The sequence below is a fragment of the Mesorhizobium sp. M1A.F.Ca.IN.022.06.1.1 genome (assembly GCF_003952605.1).
Classification (GTDB): Bacteria; Pseudomonadota; Alphaproteobacteria; order Rhizobiales; family Rhizobiaceae; genus Mesorhizobium.
In genome coordinates this window covers 5431412-5451080 of sequence record NZ_CP034455.1, presented here as the reverse complement: position 1 = coordinate 5451080, position 19669 = coordinate 5431412, and the positions used below count along the sequence as shown (strand labels likewise).

20 protein-coding genes, 1 other RNA gene and 2 pseudogenes are annotated in these 19669 nt (G+C 63.6%); 6 read left to right on the top strand and 17 right to left on the bottom strand.

Going from position 1 to position 19669, the window contains the following annotated elements:
- Nucleotides 1–27 precede the first annotated feature (27 nt).
- Both EJ078_RS25885 and EJ078_RS25880 read right to left on the bottom strand, forming a co-directional pair.
- A complete protein-coding gene (locus EJ078_RS25885; protein ID WP_127217415.1) occupies nucleotides 28–336 on the bottom strand; it encodes a hypothetical protein in 309 nt (102 codons plus the stop codon).
- A 4-nt stretch (nucleotides 337–340) separates the two neighbouring features.
- Nucleotides 341–907 carry an XRE family transcriptional regulator gene (locus tag EJ078_RS25880; protein WP_127217416.1) on the bottom strand — a complete coding sequence of 189 codons (567 nt, stop codon included), beginning with the start codon at nucleotides 905–907 and terminating at the stop codon, nucleotides 341–343.
- Nucleotides 908–1059: 152 nt separating this feature from the next.
- Here EJ078_RS25880 and EJ078_RS25875 point away from each other — a divergent pair, with 152 nt between their 5' ends.
- Nucleotides 1060–2889, top strand: a complete 1830-nt coding sequence (locus tag EJ078_RS25875; RefSeq protein WP_208720936.1) for an ATP-binding protein — start codon at nucleotides 1060–1062, stop codon at nucleotides 2887–2889.
- A gap of 208 nt (nucleotides 2890–3097) precedes the next feature.
- Here the strand turns inward: EJ078_RS25875 and EJ078_RS25870 are convergent, their stop codons facing one another.
- Together EJ078_RS25870 and miaA are read right to left on the bottom strand one after the other, a co-directional pair.
- Nucleotides 3098–3889: a GGDEF domain-containing protein gene (locus tag EJ078_RS25870; protein WP_066990920.1), complete on the bottom strand. Its 792-nt coding sequence runs from the start codon at nucleotides 3887–3889 to the stop codon at nucleotides 3098–3100.
- 122 nt (nucleotides 3890–4011) lie between these two features.
- Nucleotides 4012–4956, bottom strand: a complete 945-nt coding sequence (miaA, locus tag EJ078_RS25865; RefSeq protein WP_127215609.1) for a tRNA (adenosine(37)-N6)-dimethylallyltransferase MiaA — start codon at nucleotides 4954–4956, stop codon at nucleotides 4012–4014.
- Here miaA and serB point away from each other — a divergent pair.
- Nucleotides 4946–5833 (top strand): phosphoserine phosphatase SerB, encoded by an 888-nt coding sequence (gene serB, locus EJ078_RS25860; RefSeq protein ID WP_127215601.1) that lies wholly within the window; start codon nucleotides 4946–4948, stop codon nucleotides 5831–5833. The two genes, miaA and serB, sit on opposite strands and share 11 nt — an antisense overlap.
- The gene (locus tag EJ078_RS25855) at nucleotides 5830–6402 is read left to right on the top strand and encodes a GNAT family N-acetyltransferase (RefSeq protein WP_067323220.1); all 573 of its coding nucleotides are present in this window, start codon (nucleotides 5830–5832) and stop codon (nucleotides 6400–6402) included. The genes serB and EJ078_RS25855 overlap by 4 nt, the downstream gene beginning before the upstream one ends.
- A gap of 41 nt (nucleotides 6403–6443) precedes the next feature.
- Here the strand turns inward: EJ078_RS25855 and EJ078_RS25850 are convergent, their stop codons facing one another.
- From EJ078_RS25850 to EJ078_RS25825, 6 genes are all read right to left on the bottom strand, one after another.
- Nucleotides 6444–7955 carry a DegQ family serine endoprotease gene (locus EJ078_RS25850; protein ID WP_067323217.1) on the bottom strand — a complete coding sequence of 504 codons (1512 nt, stop codon included), beginning with the start codon at nucleotides 7953–7955 and terminating at the stop codon, nucleotides 6444–6446.
- A 143-nt stretch (nucleotides 7956–8098) separates the two neighbouring features.
- The gene (locus tag EJ078_RS25845; protein ID WP_095783779.1) at nucleotides 8099–8284 is read right to left on the bottom strand and encodes a DUF2065 family protein; all 186 of its coding nucleotides are present in this window, start codon (nucleotides 8282–8284) and stop codon (nucleotides 8099–8101) included.
- A gap of 6 nt (nucleotides 8285–8290) precedes the next feature.
- Nucleotides 8291–9253: a protease modulator HflC gene (locus EJ078_RS25840; RefSeq protein WP_067323214.1), complete on the bottom strand. Its 963-nt coding sequence runs from the start codon at nucleotides 9251–9253 to the stop codon at nucleotides 8291–8293.
- Nucleotides 9253–10350 carry an FtsH protease activity modulator HflK gene (gene hflK, locus EJ078_RS25835; RefSeq protein WP_066990906.1) on the bottom strand — a complete coding sequence of 366 codons (1098 nt, stop codon included), beginning with the start codon at nucleotides 10348–10350 and terminating at the stop codon, nucleotides 9253–9255. The genes EJ078_RS25840 and hflK overlap by 1 nt, the downstream gene beginning before the upstream one ends.
- A 201-nt stretch (nucleotides 10351–10551) precedes the next feature.
- Nucleotides 10552–11115 carry a dihydrofolate reductase gene (locus EJ078_RS25830; RefSeq protein WP_127216217.1) on the bottom strand — a complete coding sequence of 188 codons (564 nt, stop codon included), beginning with the start codon at nucleotides 11113–11115 and terminating at the stop codon, nucleotides 10552–10554.
- Nucleotides 11115–12128, bottom strand: coding sequence for a DUF4424 domain-containing protein (locus EJ078_RS25825; protein ID WP_127216218.1), 1014 nt, complete (start codon nucleotides 12126–12128; stop codon nucleotides 11115–11117). Before EJ078_RS25825 ends, EJ078_RS25830 begins: the two co-directional genes overlap by 1 nt.
- Before the next feature lie 177 nt (nucleotides 12129–12305).
- Here EJ078_RS25825 and cobF point away from each other — a divergent pair.
- Nucleotides 12306–13078 (top strand): annotated as a pseudogene (cobF, locus tag EJ078_RS25820) (precorrin-6A synthase (deacetylating)).
- A 17-nt stretch (nucleotides 13079–13095) separates the two neighbouring features.
- On the opposite strand, the gene EJ078_RS25815 reads toward cobF, so the two are convergent.
- The 4 genes from EJ078_RS25815 to modA all read right to left on the bottom strand — a co-directional run bounded on the left by EJ078_RS25815 (nucleotide 13096) and on the right by modA (nucleotide 16151).
- A complete protein-coding gene (locus EJ078_RS25815) occupies nucleotides 13096–13437 on the bottom strand; it encodes a winged helix-turn-helix domain-containing protein (RefSeq protein ID WP_066990897.1) in 342 nt (113 codons plus the stop codon).
- 86 nt (nucleotides 13438–13523) lie between these two features.
- Nucleotides 13524–14636 carry a molybdenum ABC transporter ATP-binding protein gene (gene modC / locus EJ078_RS25810; protein ID WP_067323206.1) on the bottom strand — a complete coding sequence of 371 codons (1113 nt, stop codon included), beginning with the start codon at nucleotides 14634–14636 and terminating at the stop codon, nucleotides 13524–13526.
- Nucleotides 14633–15337 (bottom strand): molybdate ABC transporter permease subunit, encoded by a 705-nt coding sequence (gene modB / locus EJ078_RS25805; RefSeq protein ID WP_127216220.1) that lies wholly within the window; start codon nucleotides 15335–15337, stop codon nucleotides 14633–14635. Before modB ends, modC begins: the two co-directional genes overlap by 4 nt.
- 19 nt (nucleotides 15338–15356) lie before the next feature.
- Nucleotides 15357–16151 carry a molybdate ABC transporter substrate-binding protein gene (gene modA, locus EJ078_RS25800; protein ID WP_127216221.1) on the bottom strand — a complete coding sequence of 265 codons (795 nt, stop codon included), beginning with the start codon at nucleotides 16149–16151 and terminating at the stop codon, nucleotides 15357–15359.
- A gap of 203 nt (nucleotides 16152–16354) precedes the next feature.
- On the opposite strand from modA, the pseudogene EJ078_RS25795 reads away from it, so the two are divergent.
- Nucleotides 16355–16509: pseudogene (locus EJ078_RS25795) on the top strand (TOBE domain-containing protein); the annotation flags it as partial.
- A gap of 36 nt (nucleotides 16510–16545) precedes the next feature.
- Here EJ078_RS25795 and EJ078_RS25790 read toward each other — a convergent pair.
- A complete protein-coding gene (locus tag EJ078_RS25790; RefSeq protein ID WP_208720934.1) occupies nucleotides 16546–17340 on the bottom strand; it encodes a thymidylate synthase in 795 nt (264 codons plus the stop codon).
- A 140-nt stretch (nucleotides 17341–17480) separates the two neighbouring features.
- Entirely contained in the window at nucleotides 17481–17792 is a 312-nt protein-coding gene (locus EJ078_RS25785; RefSeq protein ID WP_127326048.1) for a DUF2853 family protein, read from the bottom strand.
- 170 nt (nucleotides 17793–17962) lie between these two features.
- On the opposite strand from EJ078_RS25785, the gene ssrA reads away from it, so the two are divergent.
- Nucleotides 17963–18323, top strand: a transfer-messenger RNA (tmRNA) gene (ssrA, locus tag EJ078_RS25780).
- A gap of 140 nt (nucleotides 18324–18463) precedes the next feature.
- On the opposite strand, the gene EJ078_RS25775 is transcribed toward ssrA, so the two are convergent.
- Nucleotides 18464–19669: a multidrug effflux MFS transporter gene (locus tag EJ078_RS25775; RefSeq protein ID WP_127216223.1), complete on the bottom strand. Its 1206-nt coding sequence runs from the start codon at nucleotides 19667–19669 to the stop codon at nucleotides 18464–18466.

The following is a 19669-nucleotide window of genomic DNA, read 5'->3' as shown; positions in this document are numbered from 1 at the left end:
TCCAGGTGATAAGGTGTCGGGCCGCGGTCATGCGAAATGACTGCTCCGACTTCGGCGGCGCGCCCTTCGGATTTCCGCGATCCGCTCGGCATCGTCCTCGCTGAGGTGCCGCCCGCGCTCCAGGATCTCGAGCGTGTATTCCTCATAGGTGAGCCCAAGCCGCTCGGCCTTTTTCAGCCGCATCAGCATGACGGCATGGCTCGGCGCCTTCCAGGCTTTGTCGTGGGCGGTGCGCCAGGCAAGAAAGATGTAGGGGTCGCCCTTGCCCCAGGGCGGACCTTCGTAGTCGTCGAGAGGCGGCCCGCCATTGTGGGACCGTTCAGGCCGGCGTGCCATGCGATCAGCCCCGGACCAGCGCCACCAGATACTCGGCGGCTTCCGGTCCCGGAGCGTGGAAGGTGCAGTCCGACGGGGCTCCGAGCGCCAGGCAGTCGCCCGGCTCCAGCCTGTGCACGACATTGCCTTCGGTGAAGTCCAGGCGGCCGCCGATCAGCCAGATCTGCTGCTTGATGAAGGCATAGGACGCTGCCGGGAAATCGACCTTGGCGCCTGCCGGCAGGCTGACCCGGATCAGCTCGAGCGGCATTTGCGTTGCAGGCGACAGATGGCGTCGCACATAGCCGGTCGCCAGATCCTGCCAGACCGGCTGCTCGTCCTTGCGGGACACGCTGCCGCCCTGCATTTCGGCGCGGGTAATCAGCGTCGAGAGCGTCATGCCGAAAGCCGACGCGATGCGCACGAGGAGCGCCGCGGTCGGACTTGTCAGGCCGCGCTCCATGGCGCTCAGCATCGCCTTGGAAACGTCGGAACGCTCGGCCAACTCGGCCAGCGACCATCCCCGCAAATCACGCTCGGAGCGTATCCGCCTGCCGATCGTGGACGTGATGTCGTTCGATATATCAGTCATTCATCCAATATATCGAAATTCCGGGATGAAGGAAGAGGCTGGTCGATCGCATTTTCGCGAGTGGTTTAACGGGACCTACACCATCCGACCTCACGCGGCTTTAACCCCGATTGGGATAGCTTTGACCCCGAGGGGAATGGGACAGGTAACCGATGTTTGTTGAACGCGAAGCCTCCATTGGGGAGCCGACCTCGCAGGAGCGCCGCGACGCCCAGCAGAGCGACAAGCGCATCCTGGGCAACGTCGTGCAATGCGACGGTGCGCGCGCTACCATCAGCGCCTATGCCGAAGATGCCGAAGGCACGGTGACCGGCCTGTGGACCGTCGGCAAGATGATTTCCATCAACCTTGGCGCGACGCGAACCGTTGGCCTTGTCTATGCGATCGGCAAGTCTGACCGCGCCTGGAGCAATGAGGGTCAGAACGCAATCGAGGTCAGCATCGAGCTGATCGGCGAGGTGCGCGACGGCACCGAGCCCGGCGCCAAACCGGTCTTCGACCGCGGCATCACCACCTATCCGCATATCGGCGCGGTTGCCCACCGTATCCGCAGCCGCGACCTGCAGGCCGTCTACGATCTCGCCGGCCGCCATTCGATCACCATCGGCACACTGTCCCAGGACGAGGCGATCGCCGCCAACATCGCTGTCGACGACACGTTGGCGCGCCATTTCGCCATTGTCGGCACGACCGGCGTCGGCAAATCCACGGCTGTCTCGCTGCTGTTGCGCAAATCGATCGAGGCGCGGCCCGATCTGCGCGTGCTGATCCTCGACCCGCACAACGAGTTTGCCGCCTCGCTTCCGGAATACTGCGTGAAGGTTGATTCCAAGACGCTCGACCTGCCGTTCTGGGTGTTCAGACTGGAAGAATTCGCCGAAGTTCTGTTTCGCGGTCGCGAGACCGTTCCGGAGGAAGTCGACGTCCTGCGCGACCTCATCCCGGCCGCCAAGAACCTCTATCGCAACCCGAGCTCCGGCTCGTATATCAGGCGCGGCAGCGATGCGCTGACGGCGGACACGCCGGTGCCTTACCGCATCGCCGATCTGCTCAAGCAGATCGACGAGCGCATGGGTCTGCTCGAAAGCAAGAACGATCGGCCGACACTGAAGTCGTTGAGGACGCGCATCGAATCGGCCGCTTCCGACCCGCGCTACCGTTTCATGTTCAATTCGCGGCTGATCGAGGACACCATCCACGAGACGATCGGCAACATCTTCCGCGTACCGAACCATGGACGTCCGGTGACCTGCTTCGAGATGGCGGGCATGCCGTCCGAAGTCGTCAATTCGGTCTGCTCGGTGCTGGCGCGCCTCGCCTTCGACCTTGCGCTCTGGAGCGAGGGCCGGCTGCGGCTGCTCCTGCTTTGCGAGGAAGCGCACCGCTACATGCCTGCCGATCCGCGTCTCGGCTTCGCGCCGACCAGGCACGCTTTGTCGCGCATCGCCAAGGAAGGCCGCAAATATGGCTGCTATCTCGGCGTTGTGACCCAGCGTCCAGGCGAGCTCGATCCGACCATCCTGTCGCAATGCTCGACTTTCTTCGCGATGCGGCTCGCCAACGAGCAGGACCAGGCGATCATCCGCTCGGCGATCGCCGATTCCTCGGCCTCGACGCTGGCGTTCCTGTCCTCCATGGGCCAGCGCGAAGCCATTGCCTTCGGCGAAGGCGTGGCGACGACCATGCGGCTCAAATTCGAGAAACTGTCCCAGGAATTCATTCCCGGCACAGCGAAGCGGGAGCAGGCCTTGCCCGCGGATTCCGGCGACGATGTCGATCTCGCCGGAATTGTCGAGCGTCTGCGCAACGTGCCGAAACCGCAGCAGTCGATAGCGTTCGCCGAAGCCGTCGATACCGGGCGCCAGGCTGGCGACCCCGACTACCGCAAGCCATCGGCGCCGCGCGTGCAACCGGACGACGATTTCGACATGCGTTACGGCCTGAGGCCCTCGACCTTCGGCATGCGCCAGCAGAACGACTAATCGTTCTGCATCTTCGCGCCGACTGAGTCCCGGGCTGAGTCGACTGAAGTCGCTTTCGAGAACCGGAGCGGACATATAGTCCGTGAGCACGCGCATGACCCCGAAAATCGAGAACGCTTTTCGGAAAGGATCATAGGAGACGCGCGGCGCGGTAGAAGCGCAGAACACGGCTCCAGGCGGCCAGCGTCAAGAATTTGATCATGGAATTTCAGGCGCAGACGCGGTTGCGGCCCTGCTTCTTCGCCTCGTAGAGCTGCCGGTCGGCGCGGCGATAGAAGTCCTCGGCACTCTCCTTGCGGTCCCAGACGGCGAGGCCGACGCTGGTGGTGACCTTCAGCCGCACATTGCCCGACATGATCGACAGGTTGGCGATCGCCTTGCGGATGCGCTCGGCGAACCGCGCGAGCAGTTCCGCATCCATGTTGGGCGTGACCACGGCGAACTCCTCGCCGCCCAGCCTCGCCACCACATCGTGATAGCGGGTCATGCCCCGTACGCACTGCGCGACGGACCGCAGAACCTCGTCGCCGACATCGTGGCCATGCGTGTCGTTGACCTGCTTGAAATGATCGAGATCGAGGATCATCAGGCCCACCGGCTTGTCGATGCGGCCGAATTCGTCGAGATATTCCCGCAACGCGTCATCGAAGTAGCGGCGGTTCTGCATTCCGGTCAGGCCGTCGGTGAGTGCTGCGTGCTCAAGCGTTTGCGAACGGGCGCTCAGCGACACCGTCATGGCGCGCAACTTGCCCTCTTCCCTCACCTGGCCGCGGATCAGCGGGTAGATGAAGAAGGTTCCAAAGAACAAGGCAGCAGCCAGCAGCGCACCGGTCACGAACAGCAATTTGTTGAGATAGGCGATTCTGTCGAGACGCGATGCGGTGTCGAGAGCGGTCGCGATATCCTGCAATTGGCCATAGGCGTGAAAGGTCACCAGGCCGGCGGCCAGGATCACGAAGATAAAGACGAAAAACGCCGATTCCGCCTTGTGAAAACGCATAACGCCCCGCGGTACTGCGACCGTCGCCGTTATGGCATGCCAGGCCTTACGGACGGTTAACCCGGACAACCGTGACGGGAAGCTGCGCTCTCAATTCCAAGCCCTGATCAAATCGCATTCTATCAGTCCTCGATTGACCATTTCTCGCCCGGGCGTAACCTTTGCCACTCCGGCCCCAGTTGGTGTTTGAACCAGGTCGTCTGCCGCTTGGCATATTGGCGCGTCGCGATCTTGGCTCGCTCAATCGCTTGGGGAAAGCCCATGTGTCCGGCCATCGCGGCCTGCAGCTCGCGCACGCCGATCGCCTTCATCGCCGGCAGGTTCGGATCGAGGTCGAGTGCCATCAACTGCCTGACCTCGTCGAGCGCGCCCTTGTCGAGCATTTGATCGAAACGCGCCCCGATACGCGCCACCAGTTCGCCGCGATCCGGCTCGATCACCAGGAAGCGTGCGCTGTCGCGGTCGATGAGCGGCTGGCCGCGTGCCGCTTGCCATTCAAGGATCGACCGTCCCGACGCGTCGAGCACCTCCAGCGCCCGCACAATGCGCTGGCCATCGGTCGGCCGGAGCTGCATGGCGACAGCCGAATCCTGATGCATCAGTACACGGTGCAGCCGTTCTGCCCCTTGTTCCTTGAGTTCGTAGCGCCAGCGCTCACGCACCGAAGGCGGAATGTCGGGCATGTCCGAGATGCCTTCGGCTAAAGCTCGGAAATAGAGCCCGGTGCCGCCGACGAAGACAGCCGGCCGGCCGGAGAAAATACCTTCCGCGATCAGCCCGGTGACGTCGCGCAGCCAGGCGCCGGTCGAGTAGGCTGTCGAAGGATGCACGTGACCGTACAGATAATGCGGCACGCGCGCCGTTTCGGCCGCGCTCGGACGCGCCGTCAGCACGTCAAGAACCGAATAGCCCTGCATGGAATCGGTGTTGACGATGACGCCGCCCTTGCGCTCGGCGATGTCCAGCGCCAGCGCCGACTTGCCGCTGGCGGTCGGCCCCGCTATCAGGATGGCGTTTTTCACGCGGCCTTCGCCCGCCTGCCTGCCGGAATTTTCGATGCCTCTGATCGCCACGCTTGTGTCCAATCCCAAAGACCGCCGAGTGTCGGTCCCGCTTGCGAATATCGCCTCGCGAGCGGCAGGCGCAAGCGCCGTTCATTGGCTGGCCGAGGATGTCGCCTGCGATCTGGTTTTGCCGGAGACGCCCGACATCGGCGCATTGACGGCCAATCTGCGCGCGGCATTGGCCTCCGAGCCGGTCGACATCATCGTCCAGCCGGCTGAAGGCCGGAGGAAGAGGATCCTGCTTGCCGATATGGATTCGACCATGATCGCTCAGGAATGCATCGACGAGCTTGCCGACGAGATCGGCGTCAAGGACCGTGTCGCTGCGATCACCGCGCGGTCGATGAATGGCGAGATCGCATTCGAGCCGGCCTTGCGCGAACGCGTCGCCTTGCTGAAGGGCCTCGACACGACGGTGGTCGACCGCATCATCGCCAACCGGCTGACGCTGGCCGCCGGCGGCCGCGCGCTGGTGCAGACCATGCGTGCCAACGGCGCCTGGACGGCGCTGGTCTCAGGCGGCTTCGACGTCTTCACCAACCGCATCGCCGCAATGCTGGGCTTCCAGGAGAACCGCGCCAACCGGCTGATCGAGGATGGCGGCAGATTCACCGGCACGGTGGCCGAGCCTATCCTCGGCCGCGCCGCCAAGGCCGAGGCGCTGCTCGACATCGCGGCAAGGCTGGGCGTGACGACGCAGGATGCCGTTGCCGTGGGCGACGGCGCCAACGACCTCGACATGATCCGCCTGGCCGGCACCGGCGTCGCGCTGCACGCCAAGCCGGCGGTGGCTGAGCAGGCAAGGATCCGCATCGACCACGGCGATCTGACCGCGCTGCTTTACCTCCAGGGCTATCGCCAGGGCGAGTTCGTGCAATGAAGCCGATCCGCACCGAGCGCCTCATCCTGCGCAATTGGGAACAGCGCGACCGCGCGCTCTTCCATCGCATCAACTCGGACGAGCGCGTGATGGAATTTTTTCCGTTCCGCCGCGACCGGGCCGCGGCGGACGCAAAGATGGACGAGCTCCGCGCCTGGATCGATGAGGATGGCTACGGTTTCGCCGCCGCCGAGATTGCCGCCACCGGCGAGTGCATCGGCTTCGTCGGCCTCCTCCAAACCGATCATGTGCCTTCCCTGCCGGCCGGCACGATCGAGATCGGCTGGCGGCTGGCACCGGAATACTGGCGCAAGGGCTATGTCACCGAGGCATCCGAAGCCTGGCTCTCCTTCGGTTTCGAAACGCTGGAGCTGGACGAAATCGTCTCCTTTGCCGTCGTGGAAAACCATCGTTCGATCGCCGTCATGAAGCGGCTCGGCATGCGCGCCGACCCGGGCGCCGATTTCGACCATCCCGCCGTGCCGGACAGCCACCCTCATCTTAAGCGGCATGCGCTGTACCGGCTGTCGCGCGACGACTGGCAGGCGCGAAAAAGGGCGGCCCGCTAGCCGCCCATTCTTGCAAATCAACCCGTTCGGGCTCTCCGGAATCAGTCCATCCGGATCGTCACGAAGCGCAACTCGCCGGATTTCGAGGCGAGCATCAGCAGCGCGTTCTTGCGGCCCTGCTCTTTCAGCGCCCCGATCCGGTCCATGACATCCTTTGGCGTGCCGACCGATTCCTGCGCGATCTCGGTGATCACCTCGCCGGGCTGGATGCCGCGTTCGGCGGCGGCCGAATCCTTGGCGACGTCGGTGATGACCACGCCCGACACATCGGCCGCGATGCCGAACTTCTGTCTGGTCTGCTCGTTGAGCTCGCCAACGGTCATGCCGAGCACCGAAGCCGTCGACACAGGAGCCGCCTTGTCGCCCTTGTCCTCGCCGGTACTGCCGTTCTCGCCGCTGGCCAGCTTCTCGCCGTCCTCGAGCCGGCCGAGCGTCACCTTCACTGTCTGCTCGACGCCCTTGCGCACGATGACGACGTCGACGGCCTTGCCGACCGGGCTTTCGGCGACGACGCGCGGCAGGTCGCGCATTTCGTGGATGTCCTTGCCGTCGAATTTGATGATGACGTCGCCGGCTTGAACCGTGCCGTTGTCGACCGGTCCGCCCTTGATGACGCCGGCCACCAGCGCGCCCTTGGCCGTCGCCATGCCGAGGCTTTCGGCGATGTCGTCCGTTACCGGCTGGATGCGCACGCCAAGCCAGCCGCGCCGCGTTTCGCCGAACTGGCGAAGCTGATCTACGACGCCCGCGGCGAGTTGCGAGGGAATGGAAAAGCCGATGCCGATCGAGCCGCCGGACGGCGAGATGATCGCCGTGTTGATGCCGATGACCTCGCCACTGCTGTTGAACAGCGGACCGCCGGAATTGCCGCGATTGATGGCGGCGTCGGTCTGGATGAAGTCGTCATAGGGGCCGGAATTGATGTCGCGGTTGCGCGCCGAGACGATGCCGACCGTGACCGTGCCGCCAAGACCGAACGGATTGCCGATCGCCATCACCCAGTCGCCGACGCGCATCTTGGTGGAATCGCCGAACTTCACCGCCGTTAATTTGTGGCCCTTCGGATCGACCTTCAGCAACGCGACGTCGGTCTTTGTATCAGTGCCGACAAGCGTCGCCTTCAGCGTCACGCCGTCGGAGAAATTGACCTCGATGTCGTCGGCATCGGCGATGACGTGATTGTTGGTCACCACGATGCCCTGCTCGGCATCGATGACGAAGCCGGAGCCAAGCGACTGCACCTTCTGCCCGCCGCCCTTGTCGCCGCCGCGGTTCTTGAAGAAGTCATCGAAAAAGTCCTGGAAGGGCGAGCCTTCCGGAAGCTGTGGCATCGGCACCGCACCGGGGCCTTCCGTGCCTTTGACGGTTTGCGAGGTCGAGATGTTGACCACCGCGCCGAGCAGGCGTTCGGCGAGGTCGGCGACGGAAGGCGGCGCGTCGGAGGCGATCGTGGGCGTGACGAAGGACGGGACGGCAACTATGCCGACGACGAATGCGGTGGCGCCGGCGAAAAACCTGCGCCGCGCCGCGCGCAACAGGGTGTCGGATATCATCGTGGCCTCCCGGCGTTTTGAAAAAGAAAGGCGCTTCCGCAAAGGCGCCCGTCAATTCATGTTGGCAAGAAATAAGGCACGTTTGCGGCTATAGCTATCGGCGGAAGATAAATCGTCAATCGCCTCGGCACCAAGGAATTTCATCAGCCGCGAACCAGCCAGACGATGGCGACGCCGAGGGCGATTGCAGCCAATCCGGCGATCCGCAGCACATTCTCCGGCAACGACAGCACCTCCGCCGCCAGTTTCCTGGCCAGAGCCGGAAACCCGCCATAGACCAGGCCCTCGATGACGAGGACCAGGCCGATGGCCGCGAGGAAATCCTGCACCGTCCGCTACTGGGCGCTGCCGGGTTGCGTGGCCGGGGCTGCCGGCGTCGCGGGCGCGGGCTGCGATGCCGCCGGCTGTCCGGGCTCGGGCTTGCTTTCCGGATCGCGGAAGAAACGGAAGAACTCGGAGTCGGGCGACAGCACCATGGTGGTTCCGGTGCTGTCCAAGGCCGTGCCGTAAGCATTCATCGAGCGATAGAAATCGAAGAAGCTCGGGTCCCGCTTATAGGCTTCAGCAAAGGTGGCGCTGCGCTGCGCCTCGCCCTCGCCGCGCAGGATCTCCGATTCCTTCTGCGCCTCGGCGATGATCTCGACGACCTCGCGGTCGGCCCTGGCTTTGATACGCTGCGCCGCCTCGTTGCCGCGAGCTCTCAGCCGCTCGGCTTCCGCCAAGCGTTCGGCTTTCATGCGATCGTAGGTCTGCTGCGATACTTCGGCGGTCAGATCCGTCCGGCGGATGCGCACATCTTCGATGTCGAGGCCGAGCGACGTCGCGTCCGGACGCAGTTGGTCACGCACCTCGCGCATCATGACGCCGCGTTCTTCGGAAAGTGCCGCCTCGAAATCGCGCAGACCATAGACGCGGCGCAGCGCCGCATCGAGCCGCGTCTTCAGCCGGGCTTCGGCGAGTTCCACCTGCCCCGATACCGCCGCGCGGAACGTGCGCGGATCCGAAATGCGGTAGGCGATGAAGGCGTCGACCTCGTAGAACTTGCCGCCGGAGACCTGAACGCGGATATTGTCGAGGTCGAAGCGCATCACTTTTTTCTCGATCGTCTGAACGCTGTCGGCATCGAAGAAGGCGAATGGCGCCTTGAAATAGATGCCCGGCTCGGTCTTGACGTCGATGATCTCGCCGAACCTCAGCACGATTGCCTGCTCGCCCGCCTTGACGACGAACACCGACGAATAGAGCAGAAACAGAAGGACGGCCGCGATGACCGCGATGATGGGAAGACGGTTGGCCATCACTGGTTACCTCCCAGCGCAGGCGCGGGCGGCGCCTTGGGCTGCAGTGCCGGCAGCGGCAGGTAAGGAAGCACACCCTGCCCGTTGCCCTGCTCGACGACGACCTTGTTCGAGTCCTTCAGGATCCTCTCCATTGTTTCCAGGTAAAGGCGCTTGCGCGTCACGTCGGGCGCCTTGGCGTATTCGTTGTAAACGGAGATGAAGCGCTGCGCCTCACCTTCGGCTTCCTGCACGACCCGGTTCTTGTAGGCGGCGGCATCTTCGCGGATCTGGGCCGCCTCGCCGCGCGCCTGGCCGAGCTTCTGGTTGGAATATTGATTGGCCTGCTCGACGAACTTGTCCTCGTCCTGCTCGGCGCGCTGCACCTCGTCGAAAGCATCGGCGACCTCGCGCGGCGGGGCGGCGTCCTCGATGGAGATTGCGTTGACTTGCAGACCCGTCTTGTAACCGTCGAGCGTGTTTTGGATGATCTCACGCACCGATGTGGCAATACCCTGGCGATCGTCGCGGAAAATATCCTGCGCGGGGCGCCGGCCGACGACCTCGCGCATGGCGCTTTCGGCCACCTGCGTCAGCATGCCGTCGGGATCTGAGACGTCGAAAAGATAGGCCCTTGGATCGGAAACCTGGTAGGCGACCGAGAACTGCACATTGACGATGTTCTGGTCGCCGGAGAGCATCAGCCCGGAGCCGCTGCTCGCCCCGCCGCCGATGCTGACGAGCTGCTCGGAAATCTTTGCCGTTTCGACCGTTTCGATCGGCCACCAGTGGAAATGCAGGCCTGGCTGCGAGAGCTCGGCCTTCGGCTTGCCGAAGCGCAATTCGACCGCGACCTCGTCAGGCTGCACGGTATAGATGGCCTTGAAAGCCCAAAGCACGACAAGCGCGAGCGCGATCAGCCCGAGGACGGCCGGGCTGGCGCCGCCGCCTCCCGGAAGAGCGCGCCGCAGCCTGTCCTGGCCGCGGCGGATAATGTCCTCGAGATCGGGAGGCGAACCGGGCGGGCCGCTCGGGCCTTTCGGTCCCTGCCCCCAGGGCCCCTGATTGCCGCCGCCGCCCCATGGGCCGCCGCCACCGCTCTTGTCGTTCCAGGGCATGAATGTCCTTTCGCTTCGGTTCCCTCAGGCCTTGCGGCGCGATCCTAGCGCATGACCCCGAAAACCGATATCGGTTTTCCGAAAGGAATCATGCGCCAAATCAAAGTTTTACGGCGACCTTCTTGCGCGTCCGGTTGGAAGCGTGGCGCTGTACCCTCGTTCTTCTATAGGGACGCCGTGACGCGCTTTCAACGCGATCCGCTACGCGCGCCTTCGATTTGAGCGGTCAGCGACCCTTTGTCCTCGCCAGTGGCCGTCGCCGCGGCGCTCATAAACGGTATAGCGCGTCGCGTGGCTGTCCTTTTCGCCCGCCGGGAAATCCTCGGATCGGACGATCCGCCAGATCGCCGGGTCGATCGGCGGAAAATGGGCGTCGCCATCGACCGCGGCCAGCACATGCGTGACGTGGAGACGATCGGCCAGCGGCAGGGCCTGGGCATAGATCTCGCCGCCGCCGACGACGCAGATCTCCTCGGCACCTGCCATGCAGCGGCCGCGCACCTTGGCCAGCGTGATCGCCTCGTCGAGCGAATGGGCAACTTCGGTGCCCTCGGATCGCCAGTCTCTGGCTCGCGTCACCACGATGTTGAGCCTGCCGGGCAGCGGCCGGCCGATGCCCTCATAGGTCTTGCGGCCCATGATGATCGGCTTGCCCATCGTATCGGCCTTGAAGCGTTTCAGGTCGCTGGAAAGCCGCCACGGCAGCCCGCCTTCGCGTCCGATCACGCCGTTCTCGGCAATGGCGACGTAGATCGCGATGTCCATCAGCCGCCGTTCCCGCTATTGTCCGACGGCTCGAGCAGCAAGATGCCGATATCGTGCTCCGGATAAAAATCCTTGGCCGTCATCTCGAACGTCGTCGGACCCACCTTGCGGACGTTGTCGCCGCAGAAGGAGACCAGATTCTTTGGGCTGCCCTTGTCGATGGTGAGCTTGAAATTGCCGATACTACCGGACGCCCAGTTGCCGCCGGTGGTCAGGATATATGCGATGCGGCTCTCGAAATATTTGGGATAGCCGTCGGGATTTTCCTTCGCTGCCTTGCGCACAGCGTTCTCGAACCCGCCGTCCATGCAGTAGCGGGTCTTGTAAGTGTCGTACTGCCCCTGGAACTTGCCGTCGTAATAGAAGCTGACCGATGACGTGCCGCCGACGCTCGGCTTGTAGCGGTGCGAGACATGGACTTGCTTGTTGGCCGGGAAGGTGGAGCGCCACCAATAGGTCGAGCGCAATTGCCAGAACGGCGCGTAGGCGGTTTGCATGCCCGAACCGTTGTCGGCGGTGTCTTCGATGATGATGCCGCGATCTTCCCAATCCTGGGCGACGTCCTTGGGCAGCTTTGCCAGCGCCGCCTTGGCGACGTCGCCGAACGGATAGAGCGGCACGTCGTGCGCCTGGAGTTCCGCGGTGATGTCGATGCCCAGCGCGAATGCCTTTTGTTCGAGCTGCGGGTTGGCGTCGACGCCGTCGATCGTCACCTCGAAGCCGAGGAAATTGTCGCTCTGCGCTTCCGGGATCGCCGGCATCTCGTTCGGGTCGCCTTCGATGTCCGGCATCGGGAAGGCGACGATCGCGCTGACGTCCTTGTCGGTATTGTTGCGGAAAACGTAGTCGACGGTCACTTTTTCCGGCGAGATGAAGAGATCCTCGCTTTCCATGGCAACCGCATCGCTGCGCGACAGGATCAGCCCGCCGGTGCCAAGCTCGGCAACGGAATCGTTGGCGAAGGCAGGTGCAACCGAGAATGCCAGCGCTGCGGTCAGGATAGTGCGTAACATGGCTCCCCTCTCGACGGCATGACCGGGATCATGCGGATGCGCTTCCATCTAGAGCAATTCCAGGAGAAGTAGCTAGAGGCGTTCAACGTTTCTGCCAATCGGCGGAAGTTTTGCGTTCCCGCATGCCTGCCTGCCCCCGTCTGGACACCGGCCGCCCGATCGGGCAGGAGGACGCCTATGCGCAAGCTTCTCGTCATCGGCATCGGGGCCGGCAATCCCGACCACATGACCGTACAGGCCATCAACGGCCTGAACCGGGCCGACGTGCTGTTCGTTCCCGACAAAGGCGCCAGAAAGAACGACCTCGCGGAACTCCGCCGGCAGATCTGCGACCGCTTCGTCACAAACCCGAAGTCGCGCCGCGTCGAATTCGACGTCCCGGTTCGGGCCGAGCCGACATCGTCCTATCGCGTGACCGTCGACGACTGGCACGAGGCGATCGCCGAAATCTATGAAGGGCTGATCCGCGACGAGCTTGCCGAGGACGGCTGCGGCGCGTTCCTGATTTGGGGCGACCCCTCGCTCTACGACAGCGCGCTGCGCATACTGGAGCGCGTGCGCCTGAGGGCAATGTCGGTTTCGAGCTCGAGGTCATTCCGGGCATCACCGCGATCCAGGCGCTTGCCGCCGTCCACGCGACCGCGCTCAACCGCATCGGCGATTCGATCCTGGTCACCACCGGCCGCCGGCTGACTGAGGAAGGCCTGCCCGCGAATGCCGGAAGCACCGTTGTCATGCTGGACGGCAAGTGCGCCTTCAACACACTGGTCGATCAAGATGTTTTCATTCAGTGGGGCGCTTATCTCGGCACGGCGGACGAGATCATCCTTTCCGGCCGCCTCGGCGATGTCGGCGCCGAAATCGAGAAGGTCCGAGAGAAAGCTCGGCGCAAAAAGGGCTGGATCATGGACACCTATTTGCTCCGCAAGCCCGGGGAGCCGGAGGAATAGGCCCCTTACAGGCCCAATCAACCGGCGTCGATCTCGGCCTGCAACGCCTGCATATGTACGGCCGCCGCTGAAGCCGCCGCGCGCTCGATCGCTCTGAAACGGCTGACGACGGCGAGACCCACGGCGGTCAATTGCGCGCCGCCGCCTTTTCGGCCGCCGGTCTGCGCCGCCACCAGCGGCTTGCCGAACACCCGGTTCATGTCCTCGACCAGGTCCCAGGCATGCTTGTAGGACATCTCCATGCCGCGCGCCGCGGCCGAAATCGAGCCGAAAGCGGCGATCTGCTCCAACAATTCGATCTTGCCCGGACCAATTCGTCCGTCAGGGTCGAGATTTATCCGCAGGCTCAGCGATGGCATCCTTTGTCCTCTGCGATCATGTCGAGATTACCCTCTCCGCCGCCACATCGCTTATTCCAAACCAACATAGCGATATTGCCCTTTCGTCAACCATCGGCCTCCACCGGCAGCCCAGCACCTGTCGTCGCGCTGTCAAAGCTCACCGTCTTGATCACCGCGAAGACCTCGCGGCCGAGCGCGAGCCGAAGGCTCTGCTTCGACTGTTTGGTGACGCGCGCCAGCACCGTTGCTCCGTTGCAGTCGATGGCGATCTCCACCGTAGGCCCGACGCCCGGCCTGACTGCGGCGATTTTGCCCGGCAGTATGTTGAGCGCGCTAAGACCCGACGGCTGTTCGGTCGCGATCATGACATCGCGGGCGCGGATGCGGAGCCGCACCAGAGCTCCCGCCGGGCGTGAAACGCGCGGCACGCGGATCTCGCCGGCCGGCGAGCCGAGCACAGTCATGCCGAAAGCCTCGTCGTGACGCAAAACCCTGGTGTCGAGCACCGCGCCGCCCTCGCCGCGCTCCTCCGCCGGCAAGAGGTCGAGCCGCTGCATGATCGCCTCGGTCGGGCCGAAAGCCGCGATCTTGCCTTGGGACAGCACCGCCACGTCGGTCGCCAGCCGCGCCACCTCGGCGACGGAATGGCTGACATAGGCGATCGGGATCTTCGTCTCATCGCGCAGCCGCTCGATATAGGGCAGGATTTCGGCCTTTCGCGCCTCGTCGAGCGAGGCAAGCGGCTCGTCCATCAAAAGCAGTTTCGGGCTGGCAAGGAGCGCGCGGCCGATCGCCACGCGCTGCTTTTCACCACCCGACAATTTCGCCGGCCGCCGGTCGAGCAGGGGACCGATGCCAAGGAGTTCGACCACCGCATCCATACTGGCGTAGCGCTCGGCAACCGGCGTGAACCAGCGGCCATAGCGCAGATTGCCGGCGACGCTCAAATGCGGGAAGAGCCGCGCATCCTGGAACACCATGCCGATCCGTCGCTTGTGCATCGGCACGAAGATGCCGGCGGCGGTGTCGACCAGCACGCGCCCGTCCACCGCGATCCGCCCTTTCCGCGGCCGGATCAGCCCGGCGATCACATTGATCAGCGTCGACTTGCCCGAGCCCGAAGGCCCAAACAGCGCCGTCAGCCGGCCGGCGCTTTCGAAACTCGCCTCGATGGCGAAATCGCCGAGACGATGACTGACGTCCACCGAGAGCGTCATTCGATGTCCATCCGCTGGCCGATCCGGCACGCCAGAACCTCGGAGGCCACCAGCGCCACCATCGAGATGACGATCGAAATCAGCGTCAGGCGCAGCGCTCCGGGATCGCCGCCCGGCACCTGCGTGAAGGTGTAGATCGCCGAGGGCAGCGTCTGCGTCTCGTTGGGGATGTTGGAGACGAAAGTAATGGTCGCGCCGAACTCGCCCATCGCCTTGGCGAAGGACAGGATCGCGCCGGCGATCAGGCCGGGCAGGATCAGCGGCAGCGTGATTGTGGCAAACACCCAGATCGGGTTGGCGCCGAGCGTGCCGGCGGCCGCCTCCATCTTGCGGTCGACCGCCTCGATCGACAGCCGGATCGCCCGCACCATCAGCGGAAACCCCATCACCGCGCAGGCAAGTGCTGCCCCCGTCCAGCGGAAGGAAAAAACGATGCCGAAATGCTCGGCGAGGAAGGCGCCGGCGGGCCCGCGCCGGCCGAAGGTGAGCAGCAGCAGATAACCGGTCACCACCGGCGGCAGGATCAACGGCAAATGCACCAGCCCGTTGAGCAAGGTCTTGCCCCAGAACCGCCCCCGGGCCAGGACCAGCGCGATCAGGATGCCGGGCGGCAGGCTGGCGATCATCGCCACAGTCGCCACCTTGATCGACAGCCGGACCGCATTCCATTCGTCGGGAGTGAGGTCCAGCAGCCAGTTCATTTGCGGTGTTAGGTCTTTCTCAGTTGCTCGGCGCGAGCACCGTAAAACCCTGTTCCTTGAAGAGCGCGGCGGCCTTGGCTGACTCGACGCATTTCAGGAAGGCAGCCGTATCCTTGTCCTTCGAATCCGCGGTCTGGGCAATCGGGTAGATGATCGGCGGGTGCGAATCCTCGGGGAAGGTGCCGACGACCTTGACGCCCTTTTCGGCATGGGCGTCGGTGGCGTAGACGATGCCGAGCGCGGCCTCGCCCGTCGACACCAGCTTGAGCGCGGCGCGGACATTCTCGGCCTGCGCGACCTTGCCTTCGACGGAGGACCAGACGCCCAGCCATTCCAGCGCCGCCTTGCCGTATTTGCCGGCGGGCACCGCCTTGAAATCCCCCATGGCGAGCCGACCGTCGCGGATGAGCCCGGCGAGATCGAAGCCCTTCTCGACCTTCGCCTCGACCTTGGAATCTTGCGGCGCCACGAGCACTATCTGGTTGCCGAGCAGCTTCACCTCGGTGTCGGGCCTGGTCAGCTTCTTGTCAGACAGATACTTCATCCATTCGAGGTCTGCCGAGACGAAGACATCGGCTGGCGCGCCGCCCTCGATCTGCTTGGCCAGCGCCGAGCTTGCCGCATAGGAAATCGTGGCCGCTTCGCCGACCTCGGGCTCGCAGGCCTTGTTGACCACATCGAGCGCGTCCTTGAGACTGGCCGCGGCGAACACGATCACCTTGTCGTCGGCGTGGGCTGCCGGCACAGCCGCCATCAGCGCTGCCGTCAGTCCGCCAATGGCCATCGCCTTCAATCCAAAACCCTTGCCCGTCATGAAACCTCGCCCTCTTCTGAAAATCCGTTCGGTTCGAGCTCTGATTCGATATATCCGGATGAACATAACAAGAAAAGGATTTTTAGGCTCCGCGCCGTTGCACGACAGGATCCCACCAGCCCACGGTGAAGTCCGTTCGATACAGCGAGGCATAGGTAGATGTAGATCAGCGCCGGCAATGTCCTAAAGGCAAGGTCACAGAAATCGTCGAGGGATCGACCACCTCGCATGTCAGGATAGCTATCGGGGGCGGCGTCCTCGACACGGCTTCGATCACCAACGAAGCGGTGGCCGATCTGCGACTGGGCAAGCAGACCTATAGGTGATCAAGGCCTCCGACGTCGTCGTCGGGATTGACTGGCGACTTGAGCGCTGGCAGCGCTCAAACTGGGCCTTATACCGCGATCGGCGCCTTGATATTGGCGTCCGCAAAATAGTTCTCGAAGCGGATATCCTCGAAGCGGAAGGCAAAAAGATCCTTCACATCCGGGTTGATCCACATTGTCGGCAGCGGCTTCGGCGTGCGCCGCATCTGCTCGCGCGCCTGATCGAAATGGTTCGAGTAAAGATGCGCATCGCCGAGCGTATGGACGAAATCGCCAGGCTTCAGGCCGGTGACCTGCGCCACCATCATCGTCAGCAGGGCGTAGGATGCGATGTTGAACGGCACGCCCAGGAAAATGTCGGCCGAGCGCTGGTAGAGCTGGCAGGAGAGCCGGCCTTCCGAAACGTAGAACTGGAACAGGCAATGGCAGGGCGGCAGCGCCATCGCCTCCACTTGGGCCGGATTCCAGGCTGAGACGATCAGCCGGCGCGAATTGGGATTCTTGCGTATCTCCTTGAGAAGGGCGGCGATCTGGTCGATCTCGCCGCCGGGCCCATCCGGCCATGAGCGCCACTGCTTGCCGTAGACAGGGCCGAGATCGCCGTTCTCGTCGGCCCATTCGTCCCAGATGGTGACGCCGTTGTCGTTGAGATATTTGATGTTGGTATCGCCGGCCAGGAACCACAGCAACTCGTGGATGATCGACTTCAGATGCAGCTTCTTGGTGGTGGTGACCGGGAAGCCGCGTGAAAGGTCGAAGCGCATCTGGTAGCCGAACACCGACCGCGTGCCGGTACCGGTGCGGTCGCCGCGATCGGCGCCGTTCTCCAGCACATGCTTCAACAGGTCGAGATATTGGCGCATCGGCTCGGCCTCGATTCGGATGACAAGCGATCATAGCCGACTGGCCGTCGGTCGAATACCCAAAGCCTACAGGTGTCGATCCGGCGCCGGAAAATCGACGGCGCCGGCACGTTGCCATGCCGGCTGCCGATAGCCTTGCCTCAGAGAGAACCCAGTTTGCCCAGGTCCTTCGCCACCAGATAGTAAAAAGTCACGCGGCTCTTGGTGTTGTCGGCGGCCATCGCCTTGCACGCCTTCTCGATCGAGGCGTCGGCCTTCTTGGCGTCGACAATCCCAAGCTTCTTGGTCACCCAGTTGTCCCGGACGCGCTCGAGCTCCTTCGGGTCTGCGCAGGAGACCAAGGAGGAATCGCGGTTCCTGAGCGCGATGCCCAGATGCTTGACGATCTTCTCGACCGCATCGGCGCTGGCGCCGGCATCGTATTTCTTCACATCCGCAAGATAGTCGGCCATGAAACTTCCCCTCGTCGGCGCCACGGATCCGATCGATGAGGCTTGTGGCGCGCCGCGCAACTTGTGCGCTAGGTCAGGATATTCCTCATCGCCGGCGGAGCTTCGATTGAGTAGACGCGCAAGTCAACCCTCGGCTGTCGAGTTTGGCGCAGGGGACAAGCCTCGACTTGGCCCTTTCATTTTCCGTAACCGCTCCCTATATTCGCTTCGTCGGCTTGACCGACTATGGCGATAAACAGGCGATGAAATAAGCCGTTCGGACCCGGGGGCGGTACCCGGCGCCTCCACCAAAAACCGCTCTTCCAAAGGGAGGGGCTTTTGCTGGGGGCGAAATAGGATCGACGAAGGTGTAAAGATCGTACTTTTGCCCGGCATTGTACCACCGTCATCGGGCTAAACTTATAGTTGCCAACGACAACTATGCGGAAGCTCGTCTCGCTGCTTAATGCAGTGCGAACGCTTCAAATCAAGCCCTAGAGGTTCGCACTTCTAGGCGGGGTTCGGAGGTACCTGGCAACAGAAACCTCCACCTTCCCCCTCGTCTTCTTTCCAAGTCAATTGAACGGCCAAGCATGCTTGGCTCACCTGCTTGCGCTCCTGCCTGGGGTGAAAAAGGCCGGGCAATCCCGGCCGCCGGGCAATCCCGGCCTCTTCCAATTTCTATCCGCGTCTTACTCGGCAGGCGCCTCGACCGCTTCGCGCGCACGGCCGAGCGTCAGCTTGGCCAGCATGAAGGAAATCACCGCGCAGAGCGTGATGCCGGCCACCATCGGCAGCGGCGTGCCGTCGAAGAAGAGGCCCGCCACGCCCATGGCCAGCGCGCCGATGGCGAAGTGCAGCGTGCCCATCAGCGCCGATGCCGTGCCGGCGATCTCGCCATGCTCTTCCATCGCCAGCACGGAGGTGGTCGGAATGACCAGGCCAAGGAAGCCGTAGCCGACAAAGAGCAGCCCCGCCATCACGTCGAGCCGGTCGACACCGGATGCCATTATCGCGAACAGCGCCACCATCACCGTGGCATAGCCGGTCACCGCGACCCACACGACCCGCTTCAAGCCGAAGCGATCCGCCAGCATCCCGGTCAGCTGCGACATGCCGATGAAGGCGACCGCGTTGATCGAGAAGAACACGCTGTAGACCGACGGCGACAGGCCGTAGTGGTCGATCAGGATGAAGGACGAACTCGACAGATAGACGAAGAAGCTCGCAATGCCGAAGCCGGCGATCGCCGTCAGGCCAAGGAAGTTGCGGTCGCTCATCAGGTAGCGGTAACCGGCAAGTGCCGTGCCGAAGGACGAGTTGGCGCGCTCCTCCGCCGAACGCGTCTCTTTCAGCGAGGTCGCGAGCAGGATGGTGGCTAAAGCGGCGGCGCCCGTCACAGTCCAGAACACGGCACGCCAGCCGAAGCTCTCGATGATCTGACTGCCCGTGAGCGGCGCGAGAATAGGCGACACCGAGAACACCAGCATCAGCAACGACATCAGCTTGGCGGCCTCGTTACCGGTGTGCAGGTCGCGCACGATGGCGCGCGGCACTGCCATGCCGGCGCTGGCGCCGAGCCCTTGCAGGAAGCGGAAGGCGATCAGCCACTCGATACTGGGCGCCATAGCCGAGCCGACGCCGCCAACCATGAACAGCGCGAGTCCGACATAAAGCGGCAGCTTGCGCCCGACAATGTCCGAGATCGGTCCGACGACGATCTGGCCGAAACCCATCGACAGGAAGAAGATCAAAAGGCTCATCTGCACGGCGGCGGTGCCAGCCTTCAAATCCGCACCGATCGAGGGCAGCGCGGGAAGGTACATATCGATGGCGAACGGGCCGATTGCGGACAACAAGCCTAGCACGACCGCGATGCGGAGGAATTTGGGACTCAT